This is a genomic window from Aggregatimonas sangjinii (assembly GCF_005943945.1).
Taxonomy (GTDB): domain Bacteria; phylum Bacteroidota; class Bacteroidia; order Flavobacteriales; family Flavobacteriaceae; genus Pelagihabitans; species Pelagihabitans sangjinii.
In genome coordinates, this window is record NZ_CP040710.1 from 4,325,974 (window position 1) to 4,342,485 (window position 16,512).

General features: G+C 45.4%; 13 protein-coding genes. 4 read left to right on the forward strand and 9 right to left on the reverse strand.

Going from position 1 to position 16,512, the window contains the following annotated elements:
* Window positions 1-97 precede the first annotated feature (97 nt).
* Window positions 98-958 (reverse strand): MBL fold metallo-hydrolase, encoded by an 861-nt coding sequence (locus FGM00_RS18000; RefSeq protein ID WP_138854251.1) that lies wholly within the window; start codon window positions 956-958, stop codon window positions 98-100.
* A gap of 447 nt (window positions 959-1,405) precedes the next feature.
* Between FGM00_RS18000 and FGM00_RS18005 the strand changes: the two genes are divergently transcribed.
* Complete coding sequence (locus FGM00_RS18005; protein ID WP_138854252.1) at window positions 1,406-3,256, forward strand: cation:proton antiporter; 1,851 nt, start codon at window positions 1,406-1,408, stop codon at window positions 3,254-3,256.
* 149 nt (window positions 3,257-3,405) lie between these two features.
* Here the strand turns inward: FGM00_RS18005 and FGM00_RS18010 are convergent, their stop codons facing one another.
* Window positions 3,406-3,639, reverse strand: coding sequence for a GTP-binding protein LepA (locus tag FGM00_RS18010; RefSeq protein WP_138854253.1), 234 nt, complete (start codon window positions 3,637-3,639; stop codon window positions 3,406-3,408).
* Between the two features lie 85 nt (window positions 3,640-3,724).
* Window positions 3,725-5,521, reverse strand: a complete 1,797-nt coding sequence (gene lepA / locus FGM00_RS18015; protein WP_138854254.1) for a translation elongation factor 4 — start codon at window positions 5,519-5,521, stop codon at window positions 3,725-3,727.
* A gap of 301 nt (window positions 5,522-5,822) precedes the next feature.
* Between lepA and FGM00_RS18020 the strand changes: the two genes are divergently transcribed.
* Entirely contained in the window at window positions 5,823-8,225 is a 2,403-nt protein-coding gene (locus FGM00_RS18020) for an outer membrane beta-barrel protein (RefSeq protein WP_138854255.1), read from the forward strand.
* A gap of 349 nt (window positions 8,226-8,574) precedes the next feature.
* Here the strand turns inward: FGM00_RS18020 and FGM00_RS18025 are convergent, their stop codons facing one another.
* The 4 genes from FGM00_RS18025 to FGM00_RS18040 form a co-directional block, all read right to left on the reverse strand.
* Window positions 8,575-8,760, reverse strand: coding sequence for a hypothetical protein (locus tag FGM00_RS18025; protein WP_138854256.1), 186 nt, complete (start codon window positions 8,758-8,760; stop codon window positions 8,575-8,577).
* On the reverse strand, window positions 8,757-10,151 hold the full coding sequence (locus tag FGM00_RS18030) for a radical SAM protein (RefSeq protein ID WP_138854257.1): 1,395 nt from the start codon (window positions 10,149-10,151) through the stop codon (window positions 8,757-8,759). Before FGM00_RS18030 ends, FGM00_RS18025 begins: the two co-directional genes overlap by 4 nt.
* Window positions 10,123-10,905, reverse strand: coding sequence for a prolipoprotein diacylglyceryl transferase (locus tag FGM00_RS18035; protein ID WP_138854258.1), 783 nt, complete (start codon window positions 10,903-10,905; stop codon window positions 10,123-10,125). The genes FGM00_RS18030 and FGM00_RS18035 overlap by 29 nt, the downstream gene beginning before the upstream one ends.
* Window positions 10,906-11,103: 198 nt before the next feature.
* Entirely contained in the window at window positions 11,104-12,240 is a 1,137-nt protein-coding gene (locus tag FGM00_RS18040) for a TolB family protein (protein ID WP_138854259.1), read from the reverse strand.
* Between the two features lie 32 nt (window positions 12,241-12,272).
* On the opposite strand from FGM00_RS18040, the gene FGM00_RS18045 reads away from it, so the two are divergent.
* Together FGM00_RS18045 and dusB are read left to right on the forward strand one after the other, a co-directional pair.
* The gene (locus tag FGM00_RS18045; protein WP_138854260.1) at window positions 12,273-13,499 is read left to right on the forward strand and encodes a M28 family peptidase; all 1,227 of its coding nucleotides are present in this window, start codon (window positions 12,273-12,275) and stop codon (window positions 13,497-13,499) included.
* A 345-nt stretch (window positions 13,500-13,844) separates the two neighbouring features.
* A complete protein-coding gene (gene dusB, locus FGM00_RS18050) occupies window positions 13,845-14,837 on the forward strand; it encodes a tRNA dihydrouridine synthase DusB (protein ID WP_138854261.1) in 993 nt (330 codons plus the stop codon).
* 9 nt (window positions 14,838-14,846) lie between these two features.
* Here the strand turns inward: dusB and FGM00_RS18055 are convergent, their stop codons facing one another.
* A complete protein-coding gene (locus FGM00_RS18055; RefSeq protein WP_138854262.1) occupies window positions 14,847-16,043 on the reverse strand; it encodes an ABC transporter permease in 1,197 nt (398 codons plus the stop codon).
* 7 nt (window positions 16,044-16,050) lie between these two features.
* Window positions 16,051-16,443, reverse strand: coding sequence for a 30S ribosome-binding factor RbfA (gene rbfA / locus FGM00_RS18060; protein ID WP_138854263.1), 393 nt, complete (start codon window positions 16,441-16,443; stop codon window positions 16,051-16,053).
* Window positions 16,444-16,512 lie beyond the last annotated feature (69 nt).

Below are 16,512 nucleotides of genomic sequence, written 5' to 3' on the forward strand. Positions count from 1 at the left end.
TGCAGTTAGAATTAGTATTTTAAAGAACCTTTGCGCTCTTGCGGCGCGTAATTTACAACTTTCATTTTGAACAAGTAGCGTCACTTAGCCATCCCGTTTAGCCGAATAGCTCCTCGAACGTCTGTATCTTGTCAAGGCGCACCCCTTTTTCAGTTTGTTTTAAGGTGCAGAGTTGATTGTGGGCATCATGTTCAAAAAAGAGATAACAGTCCGTTTTCACCGCCCTATTCAAAAAGGTCTCCTTTTCACTTAAAGTCAATAGTGGACGGGTATCATAACCCATTACATAAGGTACGGGTATGTGCCCTACGGTAGGTATCAAGTCGGCAACGAACACCAAAGTCTTTCCTTTATATGAGATGTGTGGCACCATTTGCTTTTCGGTATGTCCATCGACAAAAAGAATGCCAAACCCCAACTCGGACTGCTTTTGAAATGCATTTTCACCTCTGGACACGAATCGCAATTGCCCACTTTCCTGCATAGGGAATAGGTTTTCTTTTAAAAAGGATGCTTTTTCGCGCACATTGGGATTGGTCGCCCATTGCCAATGGTTTTGGTTAGTCCAAAAGGTCGCATTTTTGAAAGCAGGTTCGTAGCCTGAGCCATCTTTGTTCCTCTGAATGCTGCCCCCACAATGGTCGAAGTGCAAATGTGTCATAAAAACATCGGTAATATCGTCTCGATGAAAACCGTATTTAGCCAATGAACCGTCTAACGAAAAATCGCCCCACTGATAGTAATAGGAAAAGAATTTGTCCGATTGTTTGGTACCCAGTCCCGTATCGATCAACGTAAGGCGATTTCCCTCTTCGATCAGAAGGCTGCGAGCGGCAATATCGATCATGTTTTTGGAATCGGCGGGATTGGTCTTTTGCCAAATGGACTTGGGTACCACACCGAACATGGCACCACCATCAAGCTTAAAATTTCCCGTTTCTATGGGGTAGAGGGTCATAGGTGCAAAAATAGCGAATTATCGGCTACTGCGATTTTAGGCGATGTATTACTTAAACCTTTTAGACCATATGGCATAGTGCCGCAGCCGTTCGCCCAGTTGCTTTAAAAAAAAAGATTATTGGTCTTACTTCTTTTCCGCTTAACAAGGCATCGCGTTATAGGATTATCAAAACCTTCGTGTCCGATTTCAGGTGATGATATGGATGATAGAATTAGCCCATCGTCGCAAAGCCAAATGCATACTATCGATACCCAATTAAATGTGTTGAATTAGAGAAATTCAGAGCCTGGTAATGACACGGTGGGATGCCGATTACGGTATAAATGAGAGGCCAGACTACGAACGGTATCCGAAACAGAATGCCCTTTGGCTTATCGATCGTTATTACAAAAAGATATGATTTTTCAATCGTTGTGTTTATCTTGCTAGTTCACTTTATGATAAATGATAGAACTCGCAGGAATTATAATTTTAGGCATCATAGCCCAATGGGTTGCTTGGCGACTTAAGTTGCCCGCGATTCTACCTTTGATTCTCATCGGGCTTTTGGTAGGGCCGGTCGCTACTTTATATACCGATGACGGGAGTAAGCTTATAGAACCGATATGGAACAACACAAAAGGACTATTTCCCGGAGAAGGTCTCTATTATTTCGTTTCCTTGGCGATAAGCATCATCCTATTTGAAGGCGGTCTCACCTTAAAACGTTCCGAAATACGCAATGTCGGGCCTGTAATTACCAAACTGATTACTTTAGGAAGCCTTGTCACTTTTTTTTGTGCGGGTATTGCGGCACATTTCATTTTTGGCCTGAACTGGCAAATATCGTTTCTGTTCTCCGCGCTGATCATTGTTACCGGGCCAACGGTGATTACGCCCATATTGCGCAATATTCCGTTAAAGAAAGACATTTCGGCGGTATTGAAATGGGAAGGTATTCTCATCGACCCTATCGGTGCCCTTGCCGCTGTACTGGTATTCGAATTTATAAGTGTGGGCGAGGGGCAAGCGTATACCTTGACCGCTTTGATAGAATTCGGAAAAATTCTGCTGTTCGGCTTCACGTTTGGCTTCACTTTCGCACACGCTTTGACATTTACCGTCAAAAAAAATCTAATCCCCCATTATTTGATGAACGTCGTATCGCTATCAGCCGTGCTCTTAGTATTCGTGATGTCGGATGTTTTCGCGCATGAGTCTGGCTTATTGGCCGTAGTGGTCATGGGGATGGTCATGGGCAATACCGATTTGCCCAACATCAAGGAATTGCTCTACTTCAAGGAGTCGTTAAGCGTGCTTTTAATATCGATATTATTCATCTTATTGGCCGCGAATATCAATATGGCCGACCTACAACTTATTTACAATTGGAAAACGGTTGCCCTTTTTGCGACTATAGTCTTCGTAATTCGCCCGTTGGGCGTGTTCTTAAGTGCTGCCGGGTCTAACCTTAGTTTTCGGGAAAGACTGTTCATCGGTTGGGTAGGGCCTCGTGGAATCGTGGCCGCGGGAATTGCTTCGTTGTTCGGTTCAAAATTAATTCTCCAAGGGGAGCCCGGGGCAGAATATATCACCCCTTTGGTCTTTATGATCGTGTTGGGCACGGTTTTACTTAATGCAACGACCGCAAGGGTATTCGCCAAAATGGTGGGTGTGTTTCTGAAGAAATCGGAGGGCATATTGATTGTGGGCGCTTCAAAAGTTTCACGGCTTATCGGGGCCTATCTTAAAGATAACAATCGCCATGTCGTTTTGATTGACAGTAACCGTTCCAATATTGCCAAGGCAAAAAATTTAGGGCTGGAAGCGCTTTCGGTAAATATTTATTCCGATTCGTTAAACGATAATATCGAGTTGAATGATATCGGGTATTTGATGGCGCTTACGGCCAATTCCGATATCAATAAATACGCTACTTCAAAATTTGGAAAGCAATTCGGCGAAAACGGTTCTTTTCGTCTAGTTGATACCGAAGAGATGAACGACCCGGAAAACAATCCCAAAGATGGACTCTTTTCGCATACCGATGATTTTATAAAATTGACCGAAGCGGCGCGTAAGTATCCAGAAATACATGAAATCGAGCTGAAGGATCAAGAACATTATGAGGGCCTCATCGAAATCACCAAAGCTGATAAAGACATCATTCCCATATTCTTAAAAACCCCGAAAGGTGACATCAAAATCATATCTTCTTTTAGTACGGAATTCAATGACATTCAAGAAGGCTCTCATTTGGCCTATTTGGGAAAACTATTCGATGTTGAAAGCGCCCTTGCCGATGATGAAAGTTAATGGGGCCGACGCTTAAGTGAACCTTTTGTAAGGTTACATAGTGTATTCAATTGATGTTGTTTCGGTGAAAGAACCGTAAAGGTCGCTAGAAAACAGTGACCGCTACTTGGTGAAAAACCGTACCGTGAATTGACCGGCGTATACCTTTACTATCCCGAAAAGGTTTCCGTACTCCACACTTTAACCGTAATATCCTCAAAGGTGATTTCTTGTTGCCCCTCTACAAGCATTTTGTAAAAATGGATGGAGGATTCCCGTTTTATTTTTTCTTCCAAAAGATGGTTGTCTATCTCGCCACTTTCCTGCCTCCATATAAAACAAGACTGTTGGGCGATTTCAATGCGATTGTGAACGGCGTGAAATTGTGCGATATAAGTTGTCATGGGAGAAACATTAGATTTCCCTCCATAACGGGTTAAGTAAGTTTTATATTACAATAAATCGACGTACTACATGAAAAGTTATTAACTAGTCGTTCAATTTGAGTACGGCCATAAAGGCTTCTTGGGGCACTTCTACGTTGCCCACTTGGCGCATCCGTTTTTTACCTTTTTTCTGTTTTTCCAAGAGTTTACGCTTCCTTGAAATATCGCCCCCATAACACTTGGCGGTAACATCTTTACGCAAGGCTTTTGTAGTTTCCCTAGAAATGATTTTGGCTCCGATAGCTGCTTGAATGGGAATATCGAACTGTTGCCTCGGGATGAGTTCCTTTAATTTTTCACACATCTTTTTACCGATATTCACGGCATTGTCGGCATGAATAAGCGCCGATAGGGCATCAACGGGCTGCGCGTTCAATAAGATATCTACACGCACCAACTTGGAAGGTCGCATCCCGATCGGGGCGTAATCGAAGGAGGCATATCCCCTTGAAACCGTTTTTAAACGATCGTAAAAATCGAAAACGATTTCCGCTAGGGGCATATCGAAATTCAATTCTACACGTTCCGTGGTCAAATAGGTCTGGTTGGTAATTTGCCCTCTTTTTTCGATACACAACGACATTACATTGCCCACAAAATCGGATTTTGTAATAATCGTCGCCTTTATATAAGGTTCTTCTACCCTGTCGATGCTCGAAGGGTCGGGCAAATCGCTCGGGTTGTTGACGATCAATGGGGTGTTCGGATTTTTACGGGTAAAAGCATGGTAACTTACGTTGGGCACCGTCGTAATGACGGTCATGTTGAATTCCCGTTCCAAACGCTCCTGGATGATTTCCATGTGGAGCATTCCCAAAAACCCACAACGAAAACCGAAACCTAGTGCAGCACTGCTCTCTGGTGTGAATACCAAGGAAGCATCGTTTAATTGCAATTTTTCCATCGAAGAGCGTAATTCTTCAAAATCTTCGGTATCTACGGGATAAATTCCGGCAAAAACCATGGGCTTCACATCTTCAAAACCGGCAATAGCATTTTGCGTTGGCATGGCCGCATCGGTTATGGTATCGCCCACCTTGACTTCCCTAGCATCTTTAATTCCCGTAATCAAATAACCCACATCACCTGCCTTGATGCTTTGCTTGGCTTGCTGGGTCAATTTTAAGGTCCCTACCTCATCGGCAAAATAATCTTTATCGGTCGCCACGAATTTTATCTTCTGCCCTTTTTTGATTTCCCCGTTGATGACGCGAAAATAGGTTTCAACTCCGCGAAAAGGATTGTACACCGAGTCAAAGACCAGGGCTTGCAACGATTCGTTCAGATTGCCTTCCGGTGCCGGAATGCGCTCTATAATCGCAGTAAGAATTTCCTGTATACCGATACCGGTTTTGGCACTTGCAGGTATTACCTCTTCGGCCTTGCAACCTAACAGGTCCACTATATCATCGGTAACTTCTTCAGGATTGGCACTTGGGAGGTCTACCTTGTTCAATACCGGAATGATTTCCAAATCGTTTTCCAGGGCCAAGTACAGATTACTAATGGTCTGCGCCTGTATGCTCTGGGCGGCATCCACAACCAAGAGGGCTCCTTCACAGGCGGCGATCGATCGCGAAACTTCATAGGAGAAATCTACATGGCCCGGCGTGTCGATCAGGTTCAGGATGTATTCCTGGCCTTCATGAATGTACTCCATTTGTATGGCATGGCTCTTAATGGTAATACCGCGTTCGCGCTCCAAGTCCATACTATCCAACAATTGCTCCTTTTTCTCCCGTTCGGTCACCGCTCCCGTAAAATCCAACAGGCGATCGGCCAAGGTACTTTTACCATGGTCGATATGAGCGATAATACAGAAGTTCCTAATATGTTTCATAAACTTTTTCTCTTACCCATGAGGGTTCATCAGCGTTTGCAAAGATAGTCTAAAATCGGGATGCGTAAAGCGTCGGCTGCCAAACACTTGGGGATGGTAAAACTTTTATTTCGATGGTGAAATTCGGTAGCACCAGATGTAAAACCTAAACAAGCTAGGTTAAATTTAACCTTGATTCGATTATAGGAATAGTTCTTCTATTGATAATGGTTTTATCACATAAAATTATAGATAATGTGCTCGTTTTGTGTAGGGTTATACAGATAAATAATATTATTTTTGCCATTAGCCTCATTCCATTTTGAAACACCTACCCTTAGTTATTACGATGCTACTCTTCTCGGTAGTTTCACTTTTCTCGCAGGACTATACCTTAAGCGGTGTTGTAAGGAACGTTGAAGGAATGCCGATAGAATTCGCTAATGTTTTTATGTTGAATAGGGAGTATTCGACCCTATTAAAAGGCACCACTACGGATGCGAACGGAAAATTTCAACTTACAGGAGTCGATAAAGGCACTTTTTTTATCAAGGCCAGCTATATTGAGGCCGAATCGGAACCGATTCTTTTCGAGGTCAAGGGCGACATCGATAGCTTGAATATCGTGTTGAACAACAACCAACAGCTTGATGAGGTGGTCGTCATCAAGCAAAAACCCCGTTTGGAACGTAAGGTAGATCGTTTGGTCTTCAATGTAGAAAATACCGCTTTGGCCGATGGGGATATCTGGGAAGTCCTCAAGAAAACCCCTAACTTGTTAATCATCAATGACAAGTTAACCATCAAGGGAAGCGGTTCTGTAGGCATATTGATCAATGGCCGCAAAGTGAATATTCCCGAGAAAGATATTATCAATTTGCTATCGGGAACTTCGGCAAGTTCCGTGGAATCGGTCGAGGTGATTACCAACCCTCCGGCCAAATACAGTGCCGAGGGCGGAATGCTGGTCAATATCGTATTGAAGAAAAATCTGGTTGCGGGCTATAATGGTGCGATCTATAATAAGTATACGCAGGGCGTTTTCGCGCGTCATACCCTAGGTACCGATCATTATTTCAGGGGAAGCAAGACCGCGTTTTCGGTAAATTACAGCTACGCGAGAAATAAAAGTATCGACCGATTTACCGATAACACCACTTTCTTTGAAAATGATGGTACGACCAGTGCTTGGGTTTCTACGCAAGACGTCCTCAGGCGACGGGAGCGGCACAATGTCTCGGCTTTTTTTGATTACGATATCGATGCAAGAAACCGGCTGAGCTTGTCGAGCATCAATTTATTCCAACCCAAATTATTTAGCGAAAACGATTCTGAAACCCTGATCGGGGCTACGACCGATGCATCAGCAACAAGTTTTACGACCTTGAACCGTTCGGAAGCCGAGCAATTGAACACCTCGCTCTATTTAGATTACGTGCATACGCTGAAAAAAGGGAGTGAACTTTCGTTCAATACCCACTTTACCTACTACGACACCAATCGGCCCCAAATCATCGCGACCGATTTTTTCGATGCAAATGGAAGCCTGACAGGGGAGAACGACTTTTTAACGGATTCGGAACAGCGCATTAATCTTTTTAGTATACAGTCCGATTACAGCACTTCCTTAAGCGATAAACTCGATTTGGAGGCAGGTGTTCGGTATGCCGATATCAATTCGGCGAGTAGCGTAACCCAAGAGGGTTTCGATACCGGTCAGATGGGGCTGAACCCGACAGAAAGCGGAAATTTTGCATATGATGAAGCCATTTGGGCAGCTTATGCAGGTCTGAACAACCGAGGAGAACTATGGCGCCTGAATACCGGCCTGCGAGCGGAATATACGGAGACTGTCGGCGATCTGGATACCGCACCAGAACCTAATGAACGCAGCTATTTGGAACTCTTTCCGTCATTTTCGATACAGTACCTTCCCTCAAAGAAGCACAATCTCAAATTGTATTACTATAGGCGCATTACCAGGCCCCGATACAATAGTGTGAACCCGTTTCAAATTTTTATTACCAACAATTCCGTGGTAGAGGGAGAGCCCAATTTGCTCCCGGCTACTCGAAACTACGTGTCTGCGGGCTATACCTACGACAAGGGCTATACGCTAGAACTGTTCTATCGAAACGAGAAAAATCCGTTTCAAATGTTTCTCGAACAGGACAATGAAAGTAAAATCTTTATCACCAAGACCGCGAATTTTGAGCGTAACATCAATTATGGGGTAGATGTAACCGTGAATAAAATGCCGTTGCGCTTTTGGGATTTTTATATCGTTGGAAGTGCCTACAGCGTACAGTATAATTTTATCGACTCCGCCTCCGGACAGGAAATCACCAATCAGGGATGGACGTACAAAATCAGAAGTAACAATACATTTACCCTTTTGGCCGACAAAAGCCTATTTGCGGATCTTGATTTTTACTATGTCTCCGATTTGGTGCGTGGGAATCAGGTACAGGAAAGTTACAATCAATTAAGTTTTGCGCTACGAAAAACCTTTTGGGAGAAAAAGGCCAGCGTTTCCCTAGGTTTGACCGATATCTTCAACCAAGGCAATATTTTCCAAATACGGCGATATGCCAATCAGGACAATACGTCACTCTACAGACCGGAGAATAGGCTTTTTACCTTTGGCTTTCGGTATAAATTCGGAAATACGGGCATCAAGGCCAACAGCAAATCAAAAGGCTTGGAAGAGCGCAAAAGGCTCTAGAAAACAGGCCTTATGCCGAACCATACATTCCTAAGCCTATCAGCAGGTAGACCCTGCCAGAATAAAAAGCACGATTATCGCTACATACAAATAGTAGTTGTCATTGCCCTGACTGATCAACGTTATGGCGGTCATTTTTAGATTAACCCAACCCACAAAGCCCAAAGGCAATTAACAAACAACTTCCTCCTATAATTAGACACACCTTAGCTGCCTTTTTACTTTTGGCTATCAATAGGATAAGGCCAAGGAGGAGAAAGCCGATGGCTGGTGCGAACATGACAAAGCCAAAAAAGGCCATATCGCTGATATAAATTTCCAATGGAAAAGGTCTAATCATGAGTTGCGACTATTTCGTGTCCAGTGTAAAATTAGCGAGCATAATACCGCAAATACCAAGACTGATCAACAGGTATACCCCGGTCAGTATAAAGAAAATCTTCGCTTTTTTCACGTCATTTTTAATCAGCATGATAAAGGCGATGACTAAAAAAAGTAGCGCCGGGCCGAACATCAACAACAGAATTCCTATCATAATACTTCTTCTTGCAATTCTTTCAAACGCTCGATTTTGTCATCCCTATAAAACAGGTTCATGGTCTCGAACGGAATAATTTTATAGTCTTTGTTCACGATGTGTACACACGATTTTTTGATGGCCCGCACGTCAAAATTATGGGCATCTATAAATTGCATGATGATGATACGAAAGAGATTGTCGTACCCAAGCTCGGGGGCATCGATTTCGGGTAGACAGCACATGATGGATTTTAGGTTTTCCGACGCGCTTTCCACGGAATTGCCCGTGCTGAACAACTCGATCATCTTGCCGTGCAAATGCTCATCCTGCTCGTAGATAATGGTATTCTTACCTTCGTTCAACAGGTCGTCCGGATTGATGTATCGCGTTAACGGACTCACCTCATCCCCCAATTTGAGGGCATAGGCCATGACGAGGGCATCGGGATTGCAGGGTACCGGAATCAAATCATCGGGATCAAAAATGGGGGACTGCTCCAATATTTTCCGTCGTACTTCGGTTAAGGTGATTCTATTTTCATCGACTTCAAAATTCTCCAAGCGGCCTGCAATCTGCGTGGGTTGGAACGTGACGCCCCGAATGCATTTTTGTTTGAGGGCGAAGTCGATGGTAGTGCCCATTTCATGATCATTGAGCCCTTTTTGCAAGGTGACGACCAGTGTGGTGGATAGATTGAGTTTGTTTAGGTTTTCAATGGCTTTTAGGCGCGTATTGGCCAAATCGGCACCGCGAAGGGTCTGTAACACCTTATTATCCAACGAATCAAATTGCAAATACACCTCGAAATCGGGGGCGTAGGTAGCCAGTTTTTCCGCGAAAGTGAAATCCTGGGCGATTTTTATCCCGTTGGTATTGACCATCAAGTGCCGAATAGGCAAGGACTTGGCATAGTCCATAATCTCAAAAAATTGTGGGTGTATGGTAGGCTCGCCCCCGCTGAGCTGCACCACGTCGGGCTCGCCTTCATTTTTAACGATAACATCCAACATCCTTTTGATTTCATCAAGGGTTCGGTGCCTACCGTAGGTGGGTGAAGAGCCTGCATAGCAAGTCGGGCAGGTCAGGTTGCAGCGGTCCGTGACCTCGACTACGGTCAAACAGGAATGCTGTTCATGGTCTGGGCATAATCCGCAGTCGTAGGGGCATCCGTAATGTGTTTTGGTGTTGAAGGTTTTCGGATATTCCGAAGCTTTGTTGTAATTGCGTATGTTCTTGTAGTATGCGATATCGTCTGCAATGAGCACTTTGCTTCGGCCGTGTTCCTTACAGTTTTTCATCATGTACACCTTCTCGTTTTCAAAAATGATTTTCGCGTCGACCCGTCGTAAACATTCCGGGCAAAGACTTAGGGTAAAATCATAATAGGTGTAATTTTTTTCCGGCATACAGGATGGCTTGTAGAATGAATTTTCGATAGTACAGCAAACAAATTAGGCATAAATATTGGATGCTGCTCAGACCGAGGATGAAAAAGCTGTTCGGTTTAAGGAACTCCAAAAGGAAGCGAAGTGAAAAATAGGTGACCATAAAGAGTTTGAACAAGGCCCCATCTGCACAGCCGTCTTTACGGAAGTACAAATTTTTTATGCAGACGAATAAAAAAAGGAGAAAGGCGATTTCGTACAAAGCGACCGGATGTCGGGAAAGTCCGTTGCCCAAATCCATCCCCAGAAAAAAATCGGTTTCCTTTCCGTAGGTGAACTCCTTTACACCTGCCAAAAAACAACCCATGCGCCCGATGATGATGCCGACGATGATCGGTAGGGTAAACAAATCGCCAGACGAACGTTGTTCCCCGATTATTTTCTTGGCCAGTTCTACACCCAGCAAGCCGCCAAAGAGTCCGCCCATGATGGTCTTGTTGTTCAGGAGGGCAATCCATCCTTGCTCGTAGTGCAAAGGCGGGTTTTCTAAAAATGCTATGAAGCGCGAAAAGAATAGCGCACCGAAAATGGCACCGATGATGATGGAAAGTCGATTGTTCGCTGAAATGGCATCGCTACTTCGCTTCCGAAGCAGAACGTAATACCGAAAAGCCACAAAAAAGGCCATATACTCCAATATCAGGTGCACATTCCATTTTATACCGAACAGTATAGGTTCATAGGGTATGGAAAAGGATAGCAGGATTTGGGTCATTTGGTTGTGGTCAGAAATATAAAAAGTTTGAATCGTGACGTCATTGCGAGGAGCCGCAACAATAGGTAAATAATAGTAAAATCTTTATGGCGATGAAGCAATCTGTTTAAACTTAAGCATGAGGGCCACGGATTGCAATGTCGCCTCAACTATGTCACGTGCATCCGACCTTGCCTTTGGCTCCTCACAATGTCTACCTTATTCCGCCTTTTGGGAGGGGCCAGGGGAGGCCTCTTGCCACTCGGCGATAAACAAATTCGTATCGCGGGTGCCACCGTTGTTCCGGTTGCTGGAAAAGGCCAAATATTGGCCATCATTCGAAAATACGGGAAAGGCATCAAAGGTCTCGCCATGGGTTACACGCTCCAGATTCTTACCATCGGTATCGATAAAATAAAGATTGAAAGGGAAGCCCTTTTCGGCCTCAAAATTACTGGAAAACAGGATTTTTTTTCCCGAAGGATGAAAAAACGGACTCCAATTTGCGTTGCCCAGAAAGGTTAGCTGTCTGAGGTCGGTACCATCCGCATTGCAGATAAAGAGCTCCATTTCGGTAGGTTCAACCAGTCCCTCTGCCAACAGATCCTTATATTTTTTAATGGCTTCCGGGGTTTTGGGGCGAGAGGCCCTAAAAATAAGTTGGGTGCCATCGGGCGAGAAAAAGGCCCCACCATCGTAGCCCAGCTCATTGGTCACTTGCTGTACATCGGTTCCATCGATATTCATGGTGTACAGTTCCAGATCCCCACTTCTCGTAGAGGTAAAAACGATTTTATCGCCCTTCGGTGAAACGGTGGCCTCGGCATCATACCCGGGCTCGTTGGTCAATTGGGCCGTAATATTCCCTTCCAAATCGGACACGAAAATATCGAACGAATCGTAGACGGGCCAGACGTAATTTCCATTTTTACGCAAGGGTACCTCGGGACATTCCTTATCGACCAAATGGGTGGAGCCATATACGTAACTCTTGTTGTCCGGTAGAAAATAGGCACAGGTCGTACGGCCGAAACCAGTGCTTACCATCGGCGGCTTTTTATCCTTAAAACTCTCCTCGATGTTCATCAAGAACATTTGATCACAATTCATGCCCCAGGCCGCGTTGTTCGATTGAAAAATCATTTGCTTATCGTCCCAGCTCCAATAGGCCTCGGCATTGTCGCCCCCGAAGGTAATCTGACGAATGGACTTGAAATATTTTTCCTCGGGGTAGATGAGGGTATCGTTGCCGGCCATTAAGGAGGTTTCTTGTTCCGGCTGTGGAGCTGTTTTTTTAGGGTCGGACTTGCAGCTCCAGAACCCTATAATTGCAAGCAAGAGCAGGTATTTTCTCATGGGATGCTTAATTTTGCATAAAAATAAAGGCTATGGTGCGTATTCTAATGTTTCTGTCGTTAATTTTTCTGGGACTCTATTCCTGCAAAACGGAAAAAACCGAAAAAATTTCGTTGCAAGAAGACATTGCTATCTTAGCGAGCGATAGTTTGCAAGGGCGTGAAACGGGAACATCGGAAGAACTGCTTGCGGCGGATTACCTGCAAAAGCGTATGCAGGGTATCGGTCTGCTGCCCAAGGGAAATGCCGGCACCTATTTTCAGACCTTTACTTTCAAACCCAAAAACGACCCACATAGCGAGGTGCAATTCGGAACCGGCGATAGCACGATTACCGGAACGAACGTTATCGGTTACCTCGACAACGAAGCGGACAAGACGGTTATCATCGGAGCCCACTACGACCATTTGGGCATGGGGGGCGAAGGCTCTTTGTACGCCGATGGGGAAGCGGTTCACAACGGCGCGGACGATAACGCCAGTGGGGTTGGGGTGATGCTGCAACTGGCCGAAAAACTCAAAGATTCCCTTACCGGAAGCAATTATCTATTCATCGCGTTTTCGGGCGAAGAAATGGGCTTATTGGGGAGCAATTACTTTTCAAAAAATCCGACCATTGACTTAAAAATGGCAAATTTCATGATCAATATGGATATGGTAGGGCGACTGCGGAATAATAAAACACTGTCCATCAGCGGCACAGGTACGACGCCCGTCTGGAAACAGGTCCTGAACGCGACCAACCCCGGCTTTCAACTGGTGTTGAGCGAATCGGGCATGGGGCCGAGCGACCATACCTCGTTCTATCTGCAGAATATTCCGGCCCTGCACTTTTTTACGGGACAGCATGAAGATTACCATAAGCCTTCCGACGATGCCGATAAATTGAATTATGAGGGCATGCAAATGATCGGCAATTACATCCTAAGCATTATCGCCGAGCTGGACGATGCTAAAAAACTGGCGTTCCGCACGACCAAGAACGAAAGTGAGGATGTGCCGCGCTTTAAAGTGGCCTTGGGCGTAATGCCCGATTACCTTTTTGATGGAAAGGGCATGCGTATCGATGGCATTACCGAAGGCCGTCCTGCTGCCGCTGCCGGCCTCCAAAAAGGGGATGTAGTCGTGCAATTGGGCGATAGTACGGTCGTTGATATGATGAGCTATATGCGGGCGCTCTCCAGTTTTGAGGAGGGCAATTCCACAAAGGTCGTGGTAGACAGAAAGGGTGAAAAGATCGAAGCTGACATCACTTTCTAGTAGCACGCATTTGCAAGGAGCGTCGAATTTATCCGATATCAGTAATTTCACCCCATGTCACATTGAGCGCAGTCGAAATGCCTAGGAACACGCCATTTCGAGGAGCGTCAACTTTCTTTGATGCGAGCAGCGAGATGAGCGCGATGCGGCAATCTGTCAAGCCCCTGCACTAGCTTGAACAGATTGCTTCGCCGCCAGGACCAAGTTACACACGTTCAGTTTTTTCAAGGCTCCTCGCAATGACGTTTTGTTTCACATTCTTTGCGGGCTCCTCGCAATGACAACTGATATGAACCTTCCCTGATTTTTCCTTAAATTTGCCCTCCGAAAAGAAAAAGAATCGCGATGCCCAAAATAGGTGACATACAACTACCCGATTTTCCGCTGCTCTTGGCGCCTATGGAAGATGTAAGCGACCCGCCCTTCCGTGCGCTATGCAAAGAGCAGGGCGCCGATGTGGTGTATACGGAATTTATCTCCTCCGAGGGCTTGATTCGGGATGCGGCGAAAAGTGTAATGAAATTGGATATCTATGAAAAGGAGCGTCCGGTCGGTATTCAGATTTTTGGGGCGAATTTGGATTCGATGCTGCGTTCTGTCGAGATCGTAGAGCAATCGGGTCCCGATATCATCGACATCAATTTCGGTTGCCCGGTAAAAAAGGTGGTGAGCAAGGGAGCCGGTGCCGGTATCTTAAAGGATATCGATTTGATGGTATCGTTGACCGAGGCTATGGTGAAGCATACCAAACTCCCGGTAACCGTAAAAACCCGTTTGGGCTGGGACGACGATTCGATTCGTATCGTGGAGGTTGCGGAACGTTTACAGGATGTAGGATGCAAATCGATTGCCATTCACGGGCGAACACGCGCCCAGATGTATAAAGGTGAAGCCAACTGGAAGCCCATTGCCGAAGTAAAGAACAATCAGCGAATGCACATTCCCGTTTTCGGTAATGGCGATGTAAACAGTCCGGAAGCCGCCATGAAAATGCGGGACGAATACGGTTTGGATGGGGCGATGATAGGACGCGCCAGCATCGGATATCCTTGGTTTTTTAAGGAGGTAAAGCACTTTTTCGAGACGGGCAGCCATGCCACCCCTCCGACCATGGAAGAACGGGTAAGCGCTGCCAGACGCCACCTGCAAATGGCCATTGCTTGGAAAGGGGAAACCCTAGGGGTTTTTGAAACGCGCAGACACTATACCAACTATTTTAAGGGCATTCCCGATTTCAAGCCCTACCGTATGAAGATGGTTACCAGTGATGCCTCGGTTGATGTTTTTGCTGCCTTTGATGAGGTTCTTGAGAAATTCTCGCATCACCAGTTCGTATAAGAACAGCGGTTAGGCCAATAACTTCTGATTGACCCTGCTACTCGCGATTTTTGCGGCTAGTAATCCCAGTACGACAATGGTAGCCAGTACAATGACTACATTTTGCAATTGGTATTCTACCGGATAGGCCAAACTCGGCGTGATTTTAAGCCACCCGAATGCCAGTTGGGAAGCGATGAGAAGGGAACCGAGCACTACGCCGATGAGTCCACCTAGACTAGTGACCAAAACACCCTGCACAAAATAAATTCGTCTCAAGGCCTTGATGGTGGTGCCGAGGTTGTACAAGGTTTTCGAATTTTGTTGTTTGTCCAAGATCATCATGGTAATGGCCCCGACCACGTTGAAAAGGGCAATGATCAAGACCAAGGTAAAAATCAAATAGGTCGCTACATTTTCGGTATTGAGCATACGATGCAGGGTACCGTTCTGTTCCTGACGGTTTTTCAGAACGATTTTATCCCCGAATATTTTTTGAATCCCGTCCCTTATCAACTTGGGGTCCTTGGTGGCATCGAGCTTAAAATTGATGCCTGAAATTTGAGAACTGTCTTTTTCCAACAGCGCTTGGGCCAAGGATAATTGCGTAAATACATATTTCTTGTCCAGGGCTTCCTCTACGCCGTAAAAGCCACTAATGACCAAGGGTATGTCGTTGTACGGTTTTGCTTCTTGGGAAATGGAACCTTTACCCGGTTTGGGGGCTAGAATCTGCATCGGACGACGAAATTCGTTCGTGGTAACCCCCAGTATTCTCGAAATTCCGATACCCGCAACGCCCTGCAGCTCGTTGATCGACCAGTTGCCGAAGATCATGGTACTATCTACCCCGGTAACGGAGTTGTAATTGGCATCCACCCCTTTGATATAGGCGATATGGCTTTTCTCCCGATGGGAGAGGATTACTTTTTCCTCGATTTCCTTGGCATAGGTGGCTACTCCATTTACTGCCCTCAAGTCATTTTCCTGTGCTGCGGAAATCGAAAAAAACTTGCCCGTAGCCGGTAAGGCTTTTAAATCGGGATCGAAGGTACTCGTAAACGAGAGGCTAAAGGTCTTGAGCCCGGCAAATCCGGAAAGCACCACGAATAAGGCTGCAGAACCGATAACAATAACTAGAAAAGTGATGAAATTGATAACATTCACCGCATTCTGGCTGCTTTTAGACCTCAGGTAGCGCTTGGCGATGTAGAGCGAAAAGTTCAAACAGCGGTTATGATTTTTTTCGTTTGGGAAGTAAGTCCCTGTTTTCAATGGGGTTTTCTTCCCCTTTCAGGGATTTTTCGATATTCTCGATATAGTCGAGGGAATCATCAAGAAAAAACAGCAATTCGGGAACACGTCGTAACTGGTGTCGGGTACGTTGGGCAAGCTCGTGTTTGATCAGGGGTTGGTTCGATTTGATGCCCTCCATAAGCGCAGCGGCCTCGTTGTTCGGGAAAATGCTCACATATACTTTTGCGATGGAAAGGTCGGTGGTAACCGTGACCTTCGATACCGAAATGATGGTACCTCTGATACCACCATCAATGGCGGCCCTTTGCAGGATATCGACGATATCTTTTTGAATGACTCCCGAAATCCGCTTCTGTCGTTGTGTTTCCATACGGCAAAAATACACATTGTATTGCGTATTTTAGTAGATTCAGAATAGCATCTCGCATTTGCTCAAAGT

Excerpts from the sequence above, each read along its gene's own strand:
- FGM00_RS18000 (WP_138854251.1), bottom strand. The coding sequence starts at position 958 with ATGACCCTCTACCCCATAGAAACGGGAAATTTTAAGCTTGATGGTGGT.
- FGM00_RS18005 (WP_138854252.1), top strand. The coding sequence starts at position 1,406 with ATGATAGAACTCGCAGGAATTATAATTTTAGGCATCATAGCCCAATGG.
- FGM00_RS18010 (WP_138854253.1), bottom strand. The coding sequence starts at position 3,639 with ATGACAACTTATATCGCACAATTTCACGCCGTTCACAATCGCATTGAA.
- lepA (WP_138854254.1), bottom strand. The coding sequence starts at position 5,521 with ATGAAACATATTAGGAACTTCTGTATTATCGCTCATATCGACCATGGT.
- FGM00_RS18025 (WP_138854256.1), bottom strand. The coding sequence starts at position 8,760 with ATGATAGGAATTCTGTTGTTGATGTTCGGCCCGGCGCTACTTTTTTTA.
- FGM00_RS18030 (WP_138854257.1), bottom strand. The coding sequence starts at position 10,151 with ATGCCGGAAAAAAATTACACCTATTATGATTTTACCCTAAGTCTTTGC.
- FGM00_RS18035 (WP_138854258.1), bottom strand. The coding sequence starts at position 10,905 with ATGACCCAAATCCTGCTATCCTTTTCCATACCCTATGAACCTATACTG.
- FGM00_RS18040 (WP_138854259.1), bottom strand. The coding sequence starts at position 12,240 with ATGAGAAAATACCTGCTCTTGCTTGCAATTATAGGGTTCTGGAGCTGC.
- FGM00_RS18045 (WP_138854260.1), top strand. The coding sequence starts at position 12,273 with ATGGTGCGTATTCTAATGTTTCTGTCGTTAATTTTTCTGGGACTCTAT.
- dusB (WP_138854261.1), top strand. The coding sequence starts at position 13,845 with ATGCCCAAAATAGGTGACATACAACTACCCGATTTTCCGCTGCTCTTG.
- rbfA (WP_138854263.1), bottom strand. The coding sequence starts at position 16,443 with ATGGAAACACAACGACAGAAGCGGATTTCGGGAGTCATTCAAAAAGAT.